The following is a 14,979-nucleotide window of genomic DNA, read 5'->3' as shown; positions in this document are numbered from 1 at the left end:
CTCGGCCGGTCGGCGACGGCTGGCGAGCATGGAGAGGAACCCGGATGGCTGCCGGTAACGACGGCGCGAAGAAGCCCGAGAACGACGACCCGTTCGGCTACCTGTACGAGGACGGTCAGGCAGCGGGCGCTCAGCCTCCCCAGGGCGGCGGCTACGGTTACCCCGGCCCCGCGGTGGCTCAGCCCGGCGTGCCCCGGACCTCGTACCACCAGGTCAGAACGGTCGGCGAGCGCCAGTACGGCGGGCCGGCCCAGGGTCAGGGGCAGGCCTACGTACCGCCGCAGCAGCAGGCCCCGTACCGCCAGCAGCAGGCGCAGTACGCCGCCCCCGAGACCTACGGCGGCCCGCCGAGGCAGTCCCCGCCGCCGCACCAGCAGCGCGGTGGCTCCGGCCGCGGCCCCAACACCAAGGGCCTCCTCATCGGCGCGGTCGCGGTCGTCGCGGTCGTCGTGATCGGCATCGCGGCCGCGGTGATCACCAACGCGGGCAAGGACGACAAGGGCCGGCAGGCCGACGGCGGCACGACCCCGACGGCCCCGTCCACGGTCTCCGAGCAGCCCAGCACCGCCCCGAGCGCGGACAAGACCCCGGCGGAACTGCCGAAGCAGGACGCGGCGACGCTGAAGCTGGGCGGCACGGCCGCCCTCGCCAAGGACGTGAAGGGCGCGGAGGGCTCGGACGGCACGTACGTCGCGGGCTTCAACCAGGTCGGTTCCTCGGTGACGTGGAAGGCGAACATGCCGGTGGGGGGCAAGTACCGCCTCACCGTGCGCTACGCCATCCCGGCCGTCGACGCCAACGCCACCCTGACGGTCAACGGCAAGGCGAACTCCTCGCCCCTCGGCCTGAAGAACTTCGTCCACTCCACGGACCCGAGCCTGGAGAAGAACTGGCAGACCACCTGGGCGCCGGTCACCCTCAAGAAGGGCGGCAACGAGATCAAGATCTCGTGCGAGACGGGCAACCAGTGCGACGTGCTGCTCGACTGGCTGGAAGTCACGCACGAACCGGCGAGCTGATCACGGCCGGTACGGCCGCTACACCCGGTCCCGGACCGGTACCTCGGTGACCCTCACCCGGGGCAGCAGCTCCTCGTAAGCCGTTCGGTCGAACTCTCCGGCCACGGGGGAGAGCACCGTCGCCGCCGACAGGGCGACCGCGCGGGTCAGGCGGACCGGCCAGGGGGTGTCGTCGGCCAGGCCTGAGAGGAGGCCGGCGACGGCTGAGTCGCCGGCGCCCGTGGGGTTGCCCTTCATGGCCGTGGGCGGGGTCGCTCGCCACAGGCCCTCGGGGGTGGCGGCCAGCAGGCCCTCGGGGCCGAGTGAGGAGACGACCGCGCGGGCGCCCCGGCCCCGGGCGTCGTGGGTCGCGCGCAGCGGGTCGCGGGAGCCGGTGAGCTGGGCGAGTTCGTCGGCGTTGGGCTTGACCAGGTCGGGGCGCGCGGCGATACCGCGCCGCAGGGGTTCGCCGCTGGTGTCGAGCAGGACGGGCACGGCGGCCGCGCGGGCGAGCCGGACGAGCTCCGCGTACGCCCCGACGTGGATGCCCGGCGGGAGGCTGCCGCAGAGGGCGACCGCCGTGGCGCCGTCCAGGAGCGCGGTGAAGCGGGCGCGGAGGACGGTCCACTCGGCGGCGGTGACGGCCGGGCCCGGCTCGTTGAGCTGGGTGGTGTCGCCGGTGGCGGCGTCGACGACCGCGACGGTGCGGCGGGTCGGGCCCGCGGTCTCCACCAGTTCGTCCTGGACGGGGGTCGCGGCGAGCCGGTCGCGGAGCACGGCGCCGGTCGCACCGCCCGCGAAACCGGTGGCGACCGTCTCGTATCCGAGGGCGGCGAGGACGCGGGCCACGTTGAGGCCCTTGCCGCCGGGGCGTTCGATGACCTGGGTGACCCGGTGCGAGGCGTGCGGGACGAGGGCGGGGACCCGGTAGGTCAGGTCGAGTGCCGTGTTGAGGGTGACCGTGAGAATCACCTGTTCCACCCCCGTACTCCGTGCACCGTGTGAACTTCTGTGGAACGTACGTTCCGACGGGCACCGATCATGCCAAACGAATGGCGGCCGGCCCAGCCCCCCGGCCGACCGCCCTCGCGTATGACCCCTGATCAGGCCGCTGTCGGGGCCACGATCCACTCGCCCTTGCGCATGACGCCCGTGAGGTTGAACTCGGCGTCGAGGACGGCGATGTCGGCGTCCTTGCCGGGTTCGAGGGAGCCGACGCGGTCGTACACGCCGAGGAGCCGGGCGGGGTTGGCGGCGATGGCCTCGACGATCGCCGTGACGGGGAGCCGGTCGATGGTGGCGGCGCGCTTGAAGGCGCGGTCCAGGGTGAGGGTCGAGCCGGCGATGGAGTCGCCCTCGACGAGGCGGGCGACACTGTCCTTCACCTCGACCTCCAGCGTGCCGAGCATGTACCGGCCGTCGCCGAAGCCCGCCGCGTCCATGGCGTCGGTGATGAACGCGACCCGCTCGCTGCCCGCGTGGTGGAAGGCGAACTCCAGGGCGGCGGGGTGGAGGTGGGTGCCGTCGTTGATGAGCTCGACGGTGACCCGCTCGTCCTCCAGGAGGGCGGCGATGGGGCCGGGGGCGCGGTGGCCGAGGCCGGGCATCGCGTTGAAGAGGTGGGTGGCGACGGTGGCGCCCGCGTCGATGGCCTGGACGGTCTGCTCGTACGTCGCGTCGGTGTGGCCGATGGCGGCGATCACGCCGTGCTCGGCGAGGAGCCGTACGGAGTCGAGGCCGCCGGGCAGCTCGGTGGCCAGGGTGACCATCTTGGCCTGGCCCCGGGCGGCGTCGACCAGCTTGCGCACCTCGGCCGGGTCGGGGTCGCGCAGCAGCGACTCGTCGTGGGCGCCCTTGCGGCAGGGGGAGATGAACGGGCCCTCGAAGTGGAGGCCGGCGATCTCGCCCTGCTCGGCGAGTTCGGAGAGCAGCCCGGCCCGCTGGGTGAGGAAGTCCGCCTCGCCGGTGACGAAGGAGGCGACGACGGTGGTGGTGCCGTGCAGCCGGTGGGTGTGGACGCCCTTGAGGACCTCGTCGACGGTGCCCGAGGTGAAGGAGGCCCCGCCGCCGCCGTGGTTGTGCATGTCGACGAAGCCGGGGACGAGCCAGTGGCCGGTCAGGTCCACCACGGGCGCGCCTTCGGGGGCGGCGCCGGTGATGCGGTCACCCGTGACGATCACGCGTCCGTTCTCGACGATTCCGGTGGGCAGCACGACGTGTGCGCCGGCGAGAACCTGGTGATCGGCCATCAGGGGGAAACCTCCGGGTCGGTGGAGTGCTGGTCGGCGAGCAGGTCCCAGGCGAGGAGGCCCGCGCCCAGGCATCCGGCGGTGTCCCCGAGGGCTGCCGGGACGATGGCGGGCAGCTTCTGGAACGTGACTCGCTCCTCCACCGCGGCCCGGAGTGGTGTGAACAAGGTTTCCCCCGCCTCGGCGAGTCCGCCACCGATGACGAGCGTGCGCGGGTCCAGCAGGGTGAGCGCGGTGACCAGGCCGTCGGCGAGGGCGTCGACGGCGTCCTGCCAGATCCGGAGGGCCGTGGGGTCGCCGGCTTCGACGGCCTTGGCGCAGTCGGCGGCGTCGGCGTCCGGATCGCCGCTGGCCTCGGCCCAGGCCTGGGAGACGGCGGAGGCGGAGGCGTACCGTTCCAGGCAGCCGTGCTGGCCGCAGCCGCAGGCGGTGCCGCCGGGGCGGACGATGATGTGGCCGATCTCGCCGGCGTAGCCGTGGGCGCCGGCCTCGATGCGGTCGCCGATGCCGATGGCGCCGGCGATGCCGGTGCCGAGTGGTACGAAGAGGAAGCGGTCGGCGCCGTTGCCCGCGCCGATACGGCCTTCGGCGAGGCCGCCGGTGCGGACGTCGTGGCCGAGGGCGACGGGGATGCCGTCGAGGCGGCGGCTGAGGAGTTCGCGCATGGGAACGTCGCGCCAGCCGAGGTTGGCGGCGTAGACGGCGATACCGTTCTCGGCGTCGACGATTCCGGGGACGGCGACTCCGGCGGCCGCGGCGGGCTGTCCGTACCGTTCCCGGCCGAGGGTGCGGAGGTCCGCGGCGAAGCCGAGGATCGTCTCCACGACCGCCTCGGGGCCGCGGTCGCGTCCGGTGGCGCGGCGGGCCTCGTGGAGCAGGGTGCCGTCCGCCCCGACGAGAGCGGCCTTCATACCTGTGCCGCCCACATCCAGGGCGATGACGTGTCTCACGGGGGACATTCTGACGCGCGGGAACCCAAAGGTCTAGTCCACTTTCGTGGATTGTTGCGTGCGGGTACAAAATCCGACCGGGGTCACGGGGCCGTGGTCCCCGCCGGTGTTGCGCACCTGACACTCCAGTGGTGTAGACCTCCAGTTCGCGTACAGGAGAGACTTACGGCCCTGCGCAGAGCAAACAAGGCGCTCGAAGCAGCTCAACGACGAGCAAAAGGTGGATGAAGCCGTGGAACGGCGACGATTCCTTGGACTGACCGCGGCAGCCGCCGCACTCGGCCTGACCGCGACGGTCGGGGGCTGCGGCTCCCTGGGGGGCGACTCGGGCGACGTGACCCTGCGACTGGTCGCCGCCGACTACGACCTCAACGGTGGCGACACCACCAAGAAGTACTGGACCGACCTCGTCGCCGCCTTCGAGGCCGAGCACCCCGGCGTCACCGTCGAGGTGCAGGTCGTGTCCTGGGACGACGTCGACCGCAAGGTCTCCGAGATGGTGAAGGCCGACGAGGCCCCCGACATCGCGCAGGTCGGCTCCTACGCCGACTACGCGGCCGCCGGTCAGCTCTACGCCGCCGACGAGCTGCTCTCCATACCCGTACAGGCCAACTTCCTCGCCCCGCTCGTCGACGCCGGCGAGCACAAGCGCACCCAGTACGGTCTGCCCTTCGTGGCCTCCACCCGGTCCCTCTTCTACAACAAGGCCCTCTTCGAGGACGCCGGCGCCAAGGCGCCCACCACCTGGGCCGAGCTCGCCGCCACCGCAGAGAAGCTCAAGGACGACGGTGTCCGCACCCCGTTCGCGCTGCCGCTCGGCCCCGAGGAGGCCCAGGCCGAGGCCCTGATGTGGCTGCTCAGCGGCGGCGGCGGCTGGACCGACGGAACCGACCGCTACGCCGTCGACTCCGACGCCAACGTCCGCACCTTCGAGTGGCTCAAGAAGAGCCTGGTCGACAAGGGCCTGACCGGGCCCGTGGCCCCCGCCAAGCTCAACCGCAAGGCCGCCTTCGCCGCCTTCGCCAACGGCGAGGTCGGCATGCTCAACGGCCACCCGTCGCTCCTCAAGGAGGCCGCGAAGAAGGGCGTCGAGGTCGGGCAGGTCCCGCTGCCCGGCGTCGACGGGCCGCCGGACAGCGCCATGGGCGTCGCCGACTGGATCATGGGCTTCAAGCAGAACGGTCACCGCAAGGAGATCGGCGACTTCCTCAACTTCGTCTTCACCGACGAGAACGTCCTGAAGTTCGCCGGCGACAACGACCTCCTCCCGGTCACCGTCAGCGCCTCCACCCGGATGGAGACCGAGCCGGAGCACGCCAACCTGCGGGTCTTCCTGAAGACGCTCCCGGACAGCCAGCTGCCGCCCGTCGGCAAGACGTCCTGGTCCCAGGTCAGCGAGAACATCAAGCAGAACATCGGCAAGGCCGTCAGCCCGGCCGGTCGCCCCGCCGACGTCCTCGGCTCGATCAGCCGGACGGCGACGGCGGCGGAGAACGCCGAGTAGGAGCGACGAGCCGCGGTACCGGGCAGGAGTAATAGGTTGGTCGTATGACCGAGGACCGGGAAACGGTGGACGCCGACGACGAGAGCGGGCTCGGCGAGCGCGAACGGGCCGTCCTCGCCGTCGAGCGCCGCTCCTGGCCCGGGCCCGGCGCCAAGGAGCGGGCGGTACGCGAGCGGCTCGGGCTCTCCCCGACCCGTTACTACCAGCTGCTCAACGCGCTCCTCGACGACCCGCGCGCCCTCGCCCACGACCCGGTGACGGTCAACCGCCTCCGCCGGGTCAGGGACGAGCGGCGACGGCGGCGCTGAGACCGGCGCCGAGACCTGCGCCGAGACCGGCGCCGGGACCTGCGCCGGGACCGGCGCCGAGGGTCCGGTGGGGCCCCGCTGACTTGAACGCCTCACCGTGGGTAGGGTCGAAGGCATGGTCAGCAGCCTTCCGCACCCGACCACATCCGCCGGCCGCGACGGTCTGGCCGCGTTTCTCGCGCGGCCCGAGAAGGCCGTCGTCGCCCTTGACTTCGACGGCACCCTCGCCGAGATCGTCCCCGACCCCGAACAGGCCCGCGCCCACCCCGGCGCCGTGGCCGCGCTCGCCGCGCTCGCGCCCCGGGTCGCCTCCGTCGCCGTGGTGACCGGCCGCCCCGCAGGGGTCGCCGTCCGCTACGGCGGCTTCGCCGGTGTGCCCGGCCTCGAGCACCTGGTGGTCCTCGGCCACTACGGCGCCGAACGCTGGGACGCCGTCACCGGCACCGTCCAGGCCGCCGCCCCGCACCCCGGGGTGGCCTCCGTACGCGCCGAACTCCCCGGCTTCCTCGATCGGGCCGGAGCCTGGCCGGGCGTCTGGATCGAGGAGAAGGGCCGGGCGGTCGCCGTCCACACCCGCCGCGCCTCCGACCCCGAGCGCGCCTTCGAGGCGCTGAAGGGCCCGCTCGGCGAGCTCGCCACCCACCACGGCCTGGTGCTCGAACCGGGCCGCATGGTCCTGGAGCTGCGGCCCCCCGGCATGGACAAGGGCGTGGCGCTCTCCGAGTACGTACGGGAGGTGGGCGCCGGGTCCGTGCTCTACGCGGGTGACGACCTGGGTGACCTGCCCGCCTTCGCCGCCGTCGAGAAGCTGCGCTCCGACGGCACCCCGGGCCTCCTGGTGTGCAGCGGCACCACCGAGGTGCCCGAACTCGCCGACCGCGCGGACCTCGCGGTGGCCGGCCCCCGGGACGTCGTGGGTTTCCTGGCGGCACTGGCGACGGCGGTACGGGGGGACTGAGCGGCGCCCCCGCCGGGCGTGGTGCTCACGGGCCCCGCCGGGCGGAGGCTCACGGGCCCCGCCGGGCGCGGGGCTCACGGGAGCAGCAGGTCGACGACGCCCGTCAGGTCCTCCTCTCCGCTGCCCACGGCCAGCCGGCGGCGCATCAGCTCGAAGTACGGCGTGAGCAGCTCAGGGCTGACGCCCTGCTGCTCGGCCGTCGCCAGGAAGGTGGGCGTGCCGGCGACCTGCATCGCCAGGTTGGAGACGACGTCCGTGGTGTAGTCGCCGCTCTTCAGCTGGGCGGCGGTCTGGAGCACGGCGGGGCCCGCCATCGCCCCGATCCAGCCGGAGAGCAGCGGGGCGAACGCGGTCGGGTCGATGTCCTCCCGGCGGATCAGGGCGAAGGCGTGCGCGACGCCCGCGAACATGCCGTACATGGCGCTCAGCAGGGCCACGTCGTGCAGCGCGGCGAACCCGGCGTCCGTACCCACGTACGTCGTGCCGACCGGGACGGCGAGGGTCGCGCGGTGCTCCTCGAACAGCTCCCGCGAGCCGCTGTAGAAGACGTACCCGCCGGCCTCCGGGACACCGACCATCGGCGGGACGGCCATGATGCCGCCGTCCAGGTAGCGGGCCCCGCGCGCCTCGGCCCATGCGGCGCGGGCGCGGGCCCGGGCGGGGGTCGTGGTGGTCAGGTTGACCAGGTCCTTGCCGGTCAGGTCGACGCCGTCCAGGGCGGCACCGACGGAGGCGTCGTCGAGGAGGCAGACGACGACGAGGGTGCTCGCCGCGACGGCCGCGGCCGCGCTGTCGGCGGCCTTCGCGCCCTCGGGGACGAGCGCCTCGGCGCGGGCGTGGGTGCGGTTCCAGACGGTGAGCGGGTGGCCGGCTCCGAGCCAGGTACGGGCCAGGGCGGTGCCCATCGCACCGAGGCCGAGCAGGGTGAGGGGGGACTCTTCGGCGGTGTTCCGTGTCATGCGTGCAAGGCTGCTCCACCCCTCTGACCTGCTCAAGTACCCACTTGGAGGTGGGTGGTTACTCTGGGGTGAGCGAGCAGGTCGGAGGGGTGGGGAGCATGGCGACGGTGAACCGGCCGCAGGGCGACGGAGGACACGTGTGCGGGATCGACACCGCGATGGAGGTGATCGGCGGCAAGTGGAAGGTGCTCATCCTCTGGGCGCTCCACGAACAGCCGCACCGCCGCTTCGGCGAACTGCGCCGCCTCGTCCCGGGCATCACCGAGAAGGTCCTCGCCTCCCATCTGCGCGAGCTGGAGGCGGACGGCATCGTGGACCGCGTCGCCTACGACGAGGTCCCGCCCCGCGTCGAGTACACCCTCACGAAGAGCGGCACCCGCCTGAACGAGGCCCTCGAACCCCTGGCCCGATGGGGAAGGGAGCGGCCCCCTACGCCCTGAGCGCCTCCAGCTGGTTCAGGAACCAGCGCTGGGGCGGGAGGGCCGTGGCGGCTGCCGCGAGGCGCTTGGTGCGGTCGGTGCGTTCGGCCGGCGGCATCGACAGGGCGCGGTGGAGGGCCTCGGCGGTCTCCGTGACGTCGAAGGGGTTCACCGTGAGGGCGTCCTCCTTCAGCTCCTCGTGGGCGCCCGCGCCCGTCGACAGGACCAGGGCGCAGCCCTCCTCCGAGACGACCGGTATCTCCTTCGCGACCAGGTTCATGCCGTCGCGGACCGGGTTCACCAGGGCCACGTCGGCGAGCCGGTAGGCGGCGAGGGAGCGGGGGAAGTCGTCCTGGACGGAGACCAGGACCGGCTGCCAGTCCGGCGTGCCGAACTCGGTGTTGATCTCGTCCGCGAGGGTCGCCACCGCGGCCGTGTACGCCCGGTACGACTCCAGGTCCTGCCGTGAGGGGTACGCCGAGGCCAGGTGGACCACCCGGTCGCGCCATTCGGGGTGCGCGGTCAGCAGTTCGCGGTAGGCGAGCAGGCCGCGCAGGATGTTCTTCGACAGCTCGGTGCGGTCCACGCGGACGATGGTCTTCCGGTCGCCGACCTCCTCCCGGAGCCGCGCCAGCCACTCGTCCACCGCCGGCCGGTGCGCCAGCGCCCGCAGTTCGTCCGTGTCGACGCCCAGCGGGTACACCTCCACCCGGGTGCCCTCGACGTCCGCGCCGGCGCAGCCCCGGAACGCCGCGGCCCACTCCTCCGTGTGGAAGCCCAGCTGGTCCGCGCCGAGCATCCCCCGCAGCAGCTCCTCGCGGATGTCGTCCGGCAGCATCCGCAGGTACTCCGGCGAGGCCCACGGGGTGTGGGTGAAGTGCGCGATCCGCAGGTCGGGGCGGAGCTCCCGGAGCTGCCCGGGGACGAGGGCCAGGTGGTAGTCCTGCACCAGGACCGCCGCGCCGTCGTCCGCCTCGGCGGCCAGCGCCTCCGCGAAGGCCCGGTTGTAGCGGCGGTACGCCTCCCAGCGGCGCCGGAACTCCGCGTCGAAGACCGGCTCGCGCGGGACGTCGTACAGGTGGTGGTGGAGGAACCACAGCGCCGAGTTCGCGATGCCGTTGTACGCGTCGGCGTACGTGTCCGGGTCGATGTCCAGCATCCGTACGCCCGGCTCGCCGACCCCGCGCCGGACCGCCTCCCGGTCACCCGCGCCGAGCGCCGCGCACACCCACACGCTGTCCTGCGAGGAGATGGCGCTCAGCCCGGAGACGAGACCGCCGCCACCCCTCCGGGTGTCGAGCGAACCGTCCTCGTCGAGCACGTACGAGACGGGTCCACGGTTGGATGCCACGAGCACAGAAGCCATGTGGCGAACCTAGCCCGTCCCGTAAACGCTCAAACGTACGTATACGAGACGGGGGGGTTCCGGCCACGGAGGGTGGTCGCGAGTCCCTCCGGTGGTGGGGAAGGGGCCCGGGAGGCGGGATGCCTGGCCCTAGTCGCGTCGGCCTCGCATCGCCGCCTTCGCCACCAGGCCCGTCGCCGCGAGCGCCAGGGCGAGCGCCCCGAGCAGCCAGAGCCGCTCGCCGTCGCCGCCGGTCTCGGCCATCGCGCCGCTGTGACCGCCCGGCCCGGGGGCCGGGGGAGGCGGAAGGGCCGGATCCGACGTCGCCGGGGGAGCGGGGGTGGGAGTGGCGTCCACCGGGGTCGGAGTGGGGGTCGGGGTGGGTGTCGGGGTCGGCGTGGCGTTCGTCGGCGTGGCGTTCGTCGGCTTTCGCGTGGCGGGCGGCCCCGTCTTCATCGGCTTCCCGTCCCTGGCCGCCGGGTCCTCGGTCTTCGCCGGGCGGTCAGGCACCCGCGTCGGCGTCGGGGTCGGGGTCGGCACCGGTACGGAGAAGGCGAGCGCCGCGGGCACGTACGTGTCGCCGCTCGTGGAGAAGGTCAGGTCGGCCGAGGTCGCGCCCGGCGGGACCGCGCCCACGTCCTCAGCGACGAGGAGGTCGCGGACCGTGCCGGTGCGGCTCTCCCGGAGGTTCCTGCCGTCGACGAGGAACAGGGCGTCCGAGGCGCTCCAGCCGTCCCCGTACGCCGTCACGCTCGCCCGTACCGGGCCGGGCCCCCGCTCGAAGCCGTCGACGGTGATCGTGGTCGAGGGGGAGGTCGAGCGCTGGAGGACGTGCCCGCCGTAGACGTAGACCTTCCGCCGCTCGGGGGCGTGGACCGGGTCCGGCCCCGGGAACCGGTGGACGACCGTCAGGGACCAGCCCGCCACGCAGCCCTTGCCCGTGGGGGCCCAGACGTTGCCGACCGCGATCCGCGTGTCCGTGCCCGTGACGCCCTTGAAGGCGGCGGTCACGTCGGACTCGCCCGTGTAGTAGTGCGGGCCCTCGACGCCGGCCGGGTCGGTGACCATGCTGTCGAGGGAGACGGGGGTCGCGGGACCCGCGCCGACCTTGAGCACGGGGGCGGTCGTCGCGGGGTCGCCGGGCGAGCGGACGGCGTCCGCGCCCGAGAGGTCGCAGCGGCCCAGGCGCGCGCCGCTCGGCCCCGTGTACGTGCCGTCGTTCCCGCCCCAGAACAGCCGGGCGTACGCCACCTCGGCGCCCGCCGGTAGCACGACGCGGCCGGTGCTGGAGCCGTAACCGCCGCCGGCGCCGGTGCCTCCGCCGGTGGTGCCGGTCCTGGCGGCCGTCACCGTGTCGCCGATCGTGGCGAAGTCGCCGTACAGCGACGCGTCGTACCGCTTGCCGAAGGGCTCGACCACGTCGGCCGCGACCGGTCCGGCGGCGGTGAGCGCGAGCGAGCCCGTCATCAGTGCGACGGCCGCGAGTACCTTTCCCAGGTGATGTTGTCTGAAGCGCATAAAAGGGCAATGTAGGCAAAACACATCATCATGGGGCGTTACGCCACGCGGCGGCGCGCGTACTCCACGATCTCGGCCATCGGCGGCCGCTCCTCCGTGTCCACCGCGTACGTCCGCGGCGTGAACCCCGACTCACCCCGCTCGAACTGGGTCAGCCACGGCCGCACCAGATGTCCCCGCGAAAGCCGCAGCTGCGCCGTCCGGTAGATCGCCGCCGCCATCCGGCCGAGCGCCAGCCCGTCCTGGTGGCGGTGCTTGCGGACCCCCACGTCCACCTGTGCGAGCGCGTCCAGGCCCACCGTGTGCAGCGCGTCGACCAGCAGCGCCAGCTCCACTCCGTAACCGACCGGGAACGGCAGCCGTTCGAGCAGCGAACGGCGGGCCGCGTACTCCCCGCCCAGCGGCTGCACGAAACCGGCCAGCTGCGGCCAGTGCAGGTTGAGCAGCGGGCGTGCCACCAGCTCCGTGACGCGACCGCCCTGACCAGGGGTGTCGTTGAACGGGCGGTCGTACATCGCCTTCACGAGGTCCACGTCCGGGTCGGTGAGCAGCGGGCCCACGATCCCCGTCACGAAGTCCGCGGAGAAGTCCCGCAGGTCCGCGTCCACGAAACAGACGACGTCCCCACTGGTCACCATCAGTGACCGCCACAGGACCTCGCCCTTGCCCGGCACCGCCGGTATCCGGGGGAGGATCGCGTCCCGCGCGACCACCCGCGCCCCGGCCTCGGCCGCCACCTCCGCCGTACGGTCCGTGGACCCCGAGTCGATCACCACCAGCTCGTCGACGAGCGGCGCCGCCCCGCCCATCAGCTCGCGCCGGATCACGGTGACGATGTCCCCGACCGTCGCCTCCTCGTTCAGCGCGGGCAGCACCACGCTGACCTTCGTCCCGCGCTTGGCGGCGAGAACCCGCTCCAGCGGTCGATCGGCCACGGACCAGGACCGCCGGTCCAGCCAGCGCTCCACCTCATCCAGCACGTGATCTCCATCTCGCGGTTCGGACGACCATCTCGACCGTCCATGCCTTCGGTTACAGTCTTGAACAACGCGGACGCCCGATGCATGTCGGGGTGCCGCCCGCGTCACACAACCGAATACCGCTCATCCAGAGGGGCAGAGGGAAACGGCCCGTTGAAGCCCCGGCAACCCTCCAGTCAGCAGCTCGTACTCCAGCGAGGTCCCTGACTAGGGAAGGTGCCAAATCCGTCTCATGGCGAAAAATTCGTCATGGGAAAGATGAGGAGAAAGGGCCTCGCCTCCATGGCTGTACAGACCGTCACCCCCGCCACCACCGTCGACCTCGGTCCCGCGTCCGGGCTTTCCTGTCGCGAATGCGGTGAAGTGTTCGCGCTCGGCCCGATCTTCGCCTGCGAACTCTGTTTCGGACCTCTCGAAGTGGCGTACGACCTCCCCACCGGTGACCCCGAGGCGCTGCGCAAGCAGATCGAGGCCGGCCCCGCCAACATCTGGCGGTACGCCCCCCTGCTGCCCGTCCCCGCCGACGTCGCCGACAAGCCGAACCTGAACCCGGGCTGGACCAAGCTCGTCCAGGCGGACAACCTCGCCCGCGAGATCGGCGTCGCCCCCGGCAAGCTCTTCGTCAAGGACGACTCCGGCAACCCGACCCACTCCTTCAAGGACCGGGTCGTCGCCCAGGCCATCGAGGCCGCCCGCGCCTTCGGCTTCACCACCCTGTCCTGCTCCTCCACCGGCAACCTGGCCGGCGCCGTCGGCGCCGCCGCCGCCCGTGCCGGCTTCCGCTCCTGCGTGTTCATCCCGCACGACCTGGAGCAGGGCAAGGTCGTCATGGCCGGTGTCTACGGCGGTGACCTCGTCGCCATCGAGGGCAACTACGACGACGTCAACCGCTTCTGCTCGGAGCTCATCGGCGACCCGCTCGGCGAGGGCTGGGGCTTCGTGAACGTCAACCTCCGCCCGTACTACGGCGAGGGCTCCAAGACGCTGGCGTACGAGATCTGCGAGCAGCTCGGCTGGGTCATCCCCGACCAGCTCGTCATCCCGATCGCCTCCGGCTCGCAGCTCACCAAGATCGACAAGGGTCTCCAGGAGCTCATCAAGCTGGGCCTCGTCAAGGACAAGCCGTACAAGATCTTCGGCGCCCAGGCCGAGGGCTGCTCCCCGGTCTCCGTCGCCTTCAAGGCCGGCCACGACGTCGTCCGCCCGCAGAAGCCGAACACGATCGCCAAGTCGCTCGCCATCGGCAACCCGGCCGACGGCCCGTACGTCCTCGACATCGCCCGCCGCACCGGCGGCGCCGTGGAGGACGTGAACGACGAGCAGGTCGTCGACGCGATCAAGCTGCTCGCGCAGACCGAGGGCATCTTCGCCGAGACCGCGGGCGGCGTGACCGTCGGCGTCGCGAGGAAGCTCGTCGAGAACGGGCTGATCGACCCGAACCTCACCACCGTCGTCCTCAACACCGGCGACGGACTCAAGACCCTGGACGCGGTGGCCGACACCTCTCAGGCGACCGTCACCATCCGCCCGAGCCTGGACGCGTTCCGCGACGCCGGCCTGGCGCTCTGAAAGGTTACGAAGACATGGCCGTGAACGTCCGCATCCCCACCATCCTCCGCACCTACACGGGCGGGCAGTCCGAGGTCCAGGCCGAGGGCGCGACCCTCGCCGAGGTGATCGAGGACCTGGAGAAGAACCACACGGGCATCGCCGCCCGCGTCCTCGACGACCAGGGCAAGCTGCGCCGCTTCGTGAACGTCTACGTGAACGACGACGACGTGCGCTTCGAGCAGGGCCTGGAGACGGCGACCCCGGCGGGTGCGGGCGTCTCGATCATCCCGGCCGTCGCCGGAGGCTGAGCCGTACCCGTTGTCCTCTCTTCGTCGAAGATCTCGAATTGCCCCTTCCGCGCCATAAAGCGGAGGGGGCAATTCTGCATGGTTGAGCGGGGTAGAGTTGGGGAAGTCCCCTCCGCTGCTCATGCCGGGTGCATATGTGAATGCGCCCCGCCCGTCGAGAAGCAGCCAAAGTGTGTGCGCCTTGTGTACCTTCTGCGTACTTTGCCGGGCCCGACTTGCCCCGTAATTCCAGGAATTCTCCCCGATTCACCTTTCCGTGACGCCCAGAATTCTCGCTCGATTGACCTGTTGCAGAGGGCAGTTGGGCAGATACATTCAGCCGCGGTCGACGCGTTCCGGCGCAGGGTCTGACCCGGGTCCGCGAAGTGCGGGTCCCGCGCAAGGGCCAGTAATAGGGGAGTTAGGCATGGCTCAGGGCACCGTCAAGTGGTTCAACGCGGAGAAGGGCTACGGCTTCATCGCGGTCGACGGTGGTGCGGATGTTTTCGTCCACTACAGCGCGATCCAGATGGATGGTTACCGCAGCCTCGAAGAGGGACAGCGGGTCGAGTTCGAGATCTCGCAGGGCCAGAAGGGTCCGCAGGCGGACATGGTCAAGCTCGCCGTCTGAGCGCGGCGCGATCGGCCACCGACGCAACGCCGTCGAGGGGCCCGCATCCCTGGGGATGCGGGCCCCTCGACGTGTTCCGCCACCGGCCGGTCCGCGTCCCGACCGTCGAGAGGCGCCCGCACCCGCCCGTCACCCGACCGCCACCCCTCGTCGGCGTTCCTTCGGAACGGCTTGCACTCTCCTAGGTCGAGTGCTAATCATTGGCGTTAGCACTCGGCAGGTGAGAGTGCTACGAGGATCGGGCATGACGAGGTCGCCGGCCGGGTGGGGCAAGGAACCACGCGGAGTTGCGGAGGCCGTCCGTCGCGGGCGTCGGCGCGGT

Annotated in this window: 15 protein-coding genes and 1 riboswitch; of the genes, 8 read left to right on the top strand and 7 right to left on the bottom strand. The window is 72.0% G+C overall.

From position 1 onward, the window contains the following. The first annotated feature begins 44 nt into the window (after positions 1 to 44). Entirely contained in the window at positions 45 to 1,019 is a 975-nt protein-coding gene (locus ACFWV2_RS05865) for a CBM35 domain-containing protein (protein ID WP_384402181.1), read from the top strand. 18 nt (positions 1,020 to 1,037) lie between these two features. Here ACFWV2_RS05865 and ACFWV2_RS05860 read toward each other — a convergent pair whose 3' ends face one another. The 3 genes from ACFWV2_RS05860 to ACFWV2_RS05850 all read right to left on the bottom strand — a co-directional run bounded on the left by ACFWV2_RS05860 (position 1,038) and on the right by ACFWV2_RS05850 (position 4,197). After that, positions 1,038 to 1,970 (bottom strand): 1-phosphofructokinase family hexose kinase, encoded by a 933-nt coding sequence (locus tag ACFWV2_RS05860; protein ID WP_384402508.1) that lies wholly within the window; start codon positions 1,968 to 1,970, stop codon positions 1,038 to 1,040. A gap of 131 nt (positions 1,971 to 2,101) precedes the next feature. Further along, a complete protein-coding gene (nagA, locus tag ACFWV2_RS05855) occupies positions 2,102 to 3,247 on the bottom strand; it encodes an N-acetylglucosamine-6-phosphate deacetylase (RefSeq protein WP_384402178.1) in 1,146 nt (381 codons plus the stop codon). After that, complete coding sequence (locus tag ACFWV2_RS05850) at positions 3,247 to 4,197, bottom strand: ROK family protein (protein WP_384402175.1); 951 nt, start codon at positions 4,195 to 4,197, stop codon at positions 3,247 to 3,249. The genes nagA and ACFWV2_RS05850 overlap by 1 nt, the downstream gene beginning before the upstream one ends. 220 nt (positions 4,198 to 4,417) lie before the next feature. On the opposite strand from ACFWV2_RS05850, the gene ACFWV2_RS05845 reads away from it, so the two are divergent. The 3 genes from ACFWV2_RS05845 (at position 4,418) to otsB (ending at position 6,967) form a co-directional block, all read left to right on the top strand. Further along, a complete protein-coding gene (locus ACFWV2_RS05845) occupies positions 4,418 to 5,701 on the top strand; it encodes an ABC transporter substrate-binding protein (protein ID WP_384402172.1) in 1,284 nt (427 codons plus the stop codon). Between the two features lie 44 nt (positions 5,702 to 5,745). Continuing rightward, positions 5,746 to 6,009, top strand: a complete 264-nt coding sequence (locus tag ACFWV2_RS05840) for a DUF3263 domain-containing protein (RefSeq protein ID WP_384402170.1) — start codon at positions 5,746 to 5,748, stop codon at positions 6,007 to 6,009. A 115-nt stretch (positions 6,010 to 6,124) separates the two neighbouring features. Next, positions 6,125 to 6,967, top strand: coding sequence for a trehalose-phosphatase (gene otsB / locus ACFWV2_RS05835; RefSeq protein ID WP_384402167.1), 843 nt, complete (start codon positions 6,125 to 6,127; stop codon positions 6,965 to 6,967). 74 nt (positions 6,968 to 7,041) lie between these two features. On the opposite strand, the gene ACFWV2_RS05830 is transcribed toward otsB, so the two are convergent. Continuing rightward, positions 7,042 to 7,926: an NAD(P)-dependent oxidoreductase gene (locus ACFWV2_RS05830; protein WP_384402164.1), complete on the bottom strand. Its 885-nt coding sequence runs from the start codon at positions 7,924 to 7,926 to the stop codon at positions 7,042 to 7,044. Between the two features lie 98 nt (positions 7,927 to 8,024). Here ACFWV2_RS05830 and ACFWV2_RS05825 point away from each other — a divergent pair, with 98 nt between their 5' ends. Continuing rightward, positions 8,025 to 8,366, top strand: a complete 342-nt coding sequence (locus ACFWV2_RS05825; protein WP_384402161.1) for a winged helix-turn-helix transcriptional regulator — start codon at positions 8,025 to 8,027, stop codon at positions 8,364 to 8,366. On the opposite strand, the gene ACFWV2_RS05820 is transcribed toward ACFWV2_RS05825, so the two are convergent. The 3 genes from ACFWV2_RS05820 to ACFWV2_RS05810 form a co-directional block, all read right to left on the bottom strand. After that, positions 8,356 to 9,711 carry a trehalose-6-phosphate synthase gene (locus ACFWV2_RS05820; RefSeq protein ID WP_384402158.1) on the bottom strand — a complete coding sequence of 452 codons (1,356 nt, stop codon included), beginning with the start codon at positions 9,709 to 9,711 and terminating at the stop codon, positions 8,356 to 8,358. The two genes, ACFWV2_RS05825 and ACFWV2_RS05820, sit on opposite strands and share 11 nt — an antisense overlap. A 129-nt stretch (positions 9,712 to 9,840) precedes the next feature. Further along, positions 9,841 to 11,208: a hypothetical protein gene (locus ACFWV2_RS05815; protein WP_384402155.1), complete on the bottom strand. Its 1,368-nt coding sequence runs from the start codon at positions 11,206 to 11,208 to the stop codon at positions 9,841 to 9,843. Between the two features lie 38 nt (positions 11,209 to 11,246). Next, positions 11,247 to 12,188: a glucosyl-3-phosphoglycerate synthase gene (locus ACFWV2_RS05810; RefSeq protein WP_384402152.1), complete on the bottom strand. Its 942-nt coding sequence runs from the start codon at positions 12,186 to 12,188 to the stop codon at positions 11,247 to 11,249. A 120-nt stretch (positions 12,189 to 12,308) separates the two neighbouring features. Beyond that, a riboswitch (SAM riboswitch) is annotated at positions 12,309 to 12,453 on the top strand. Between ACFWV2_RS05810 and thrC the strand changes: the two genes are divergently transcribed. The 3 genes from thrC to ACFWV2_RS05795 all read left to right on the top strand — a co-directional run bounded on the left by thrC (position 12,447) and on the right by ACFWV2_RS05795 (position 14,657). Continuing rightward, the gene (gene thrC, locus ACFWV2_RS05805) at positions 12,447 to 13,757 is read left to right on the top strand and encodes a threonine synthase (protein ID WP_384402149.1); all 1,311 of its coding nucleotides are present in this window, start codon (positions 12,447 to 12,449) and stop codon (positions 13,755 to 13,757) included. It overlaps the preceding riboswitch by 7 nt. Positions 13,758 to 13,771: 14 nt before the next feature. Continuing rightward, a complete protein-coding gene (locus tag ACFWV2_RS05800) occupies positions 13,772 to 14,047 on the top strand; it encodes a MoaD/ThiS family protein (RefSeq protein WP_360794315.1) in 276 nt (91 codons plus the stop codon). A gap of 406 nt (positions 14,048 to 14,453) precedes the next feature. Beyond that, complete coding sequence (locus ACFWV2_RS05795) at positions 14,454 to 14,657, top strand: cold-shock protein (protein ID WP_015035246.1); 204 nt, start codon at positions 14,454 to 14,456, stop codon at positions 14,655 to 14,657. Positions 14,658 to 14,979 lie beyond the last annotated feature (322 nt).

Origin of the sequence: Streptomyces sp. NPDC058671 (genome assembly GCF_042716475.1) — a bacterium.
Taxonomy (GTDB): domain Bacteria; phylum Actinomycetota; class Actinomycetes; order Streptomycetales; family Streptomycetaceae; genus Streptomyces.
The sequence above is the reverse complement of the archived record's forward strand: the minus strand, read 5'-3'. Positions and strand labels throughout refer to the sequence as shown.

What these genes read in the sequence shown, in the direction of transcription:
- ACFWV2_RS05865 (WP_384402181.1), top strand. Translation starts at nt 45, where the DNA reads ATGGCTGCCGGTAACGACGGCGCGAAGAAGCCCGAGAACGACGACCCG.
- nagA (WP_384402178.1), bottom strand. Translation starts at nt 3,247, where the DNA reads ATGGCCGATCACCAGGTTCTCGCCGGCGCACACGTCGTGCTGCCCACC.
- ACFWV2_RS05840 (WP_384402170.1), top strand. Translation starts at nt 5,746, where the DNA reads ATGACCGAGGACCGGGAAACGGTGGACGCCGACGACGAGAGCGGGCTC.
- otsB (WP_384402167.1), top strand. Translation starts at nt 6,125, where the DNA reads ATGGTCAGCAGCCTTCCGCACCCGACCACATCCGCCGGCCGCGACGGT.
- ACFWV2_RS05830 (WP_384402164.1), bottom strand. Translation starts at nt 7,926, where the DNA reads ATGACACGGAACACCGCCGAAGAGTCCCCCCTCACCCTGCTCGGCCTC.
- ACFWV2_RS05825 (WP_384402161.1), top strand. Translation starts at nt 8,025, where the DNA reads ATGGCGACGGTGAACCGGCCGCAGGGCGACGGAGGACACGTGTGCGGG.
- ACFWV2_RS05820 (WP_384402158.1), bottom strand. Translation starts at nt 9,711, where the DNA reads ATGGCTTCTGTGCTCGTGGCATCCAACCGTGGACCCGTCTCGTACGTG.
- ACFWV2_RS05815 (WP_384402155.1), bottom strand. Translation starts at nt 11,208, where the DNA reads ATGCGCTTCAGACAACATCACCTGGGAAAGGTACTCGCGGCCGTCGCA.
- thrC (WP_384402149.1), top strand. Translation starts at nt 12,447, where the DNA reads ATGAGGAGAAAGGGCCTCGCCTCCATGGCTGTACAGACCGTCACCCCC.
- ACFWV2_RS05800 (WP_360794315.1), top strand. Translation starts at nt 13,772, where the DNA reads ATGGCCGTGAACGTCCGCATCCCCACCATCCTCCGCACCTACACGGGC.
- ACFWV2_RS05795 (WP_015035246.1), top strand. Translation starts at nt 14,454, where the DNA reads ATGGCTCAGGGCACCGTCAAGTGGTTCAACGCGGAGAAGGGCTACGGC.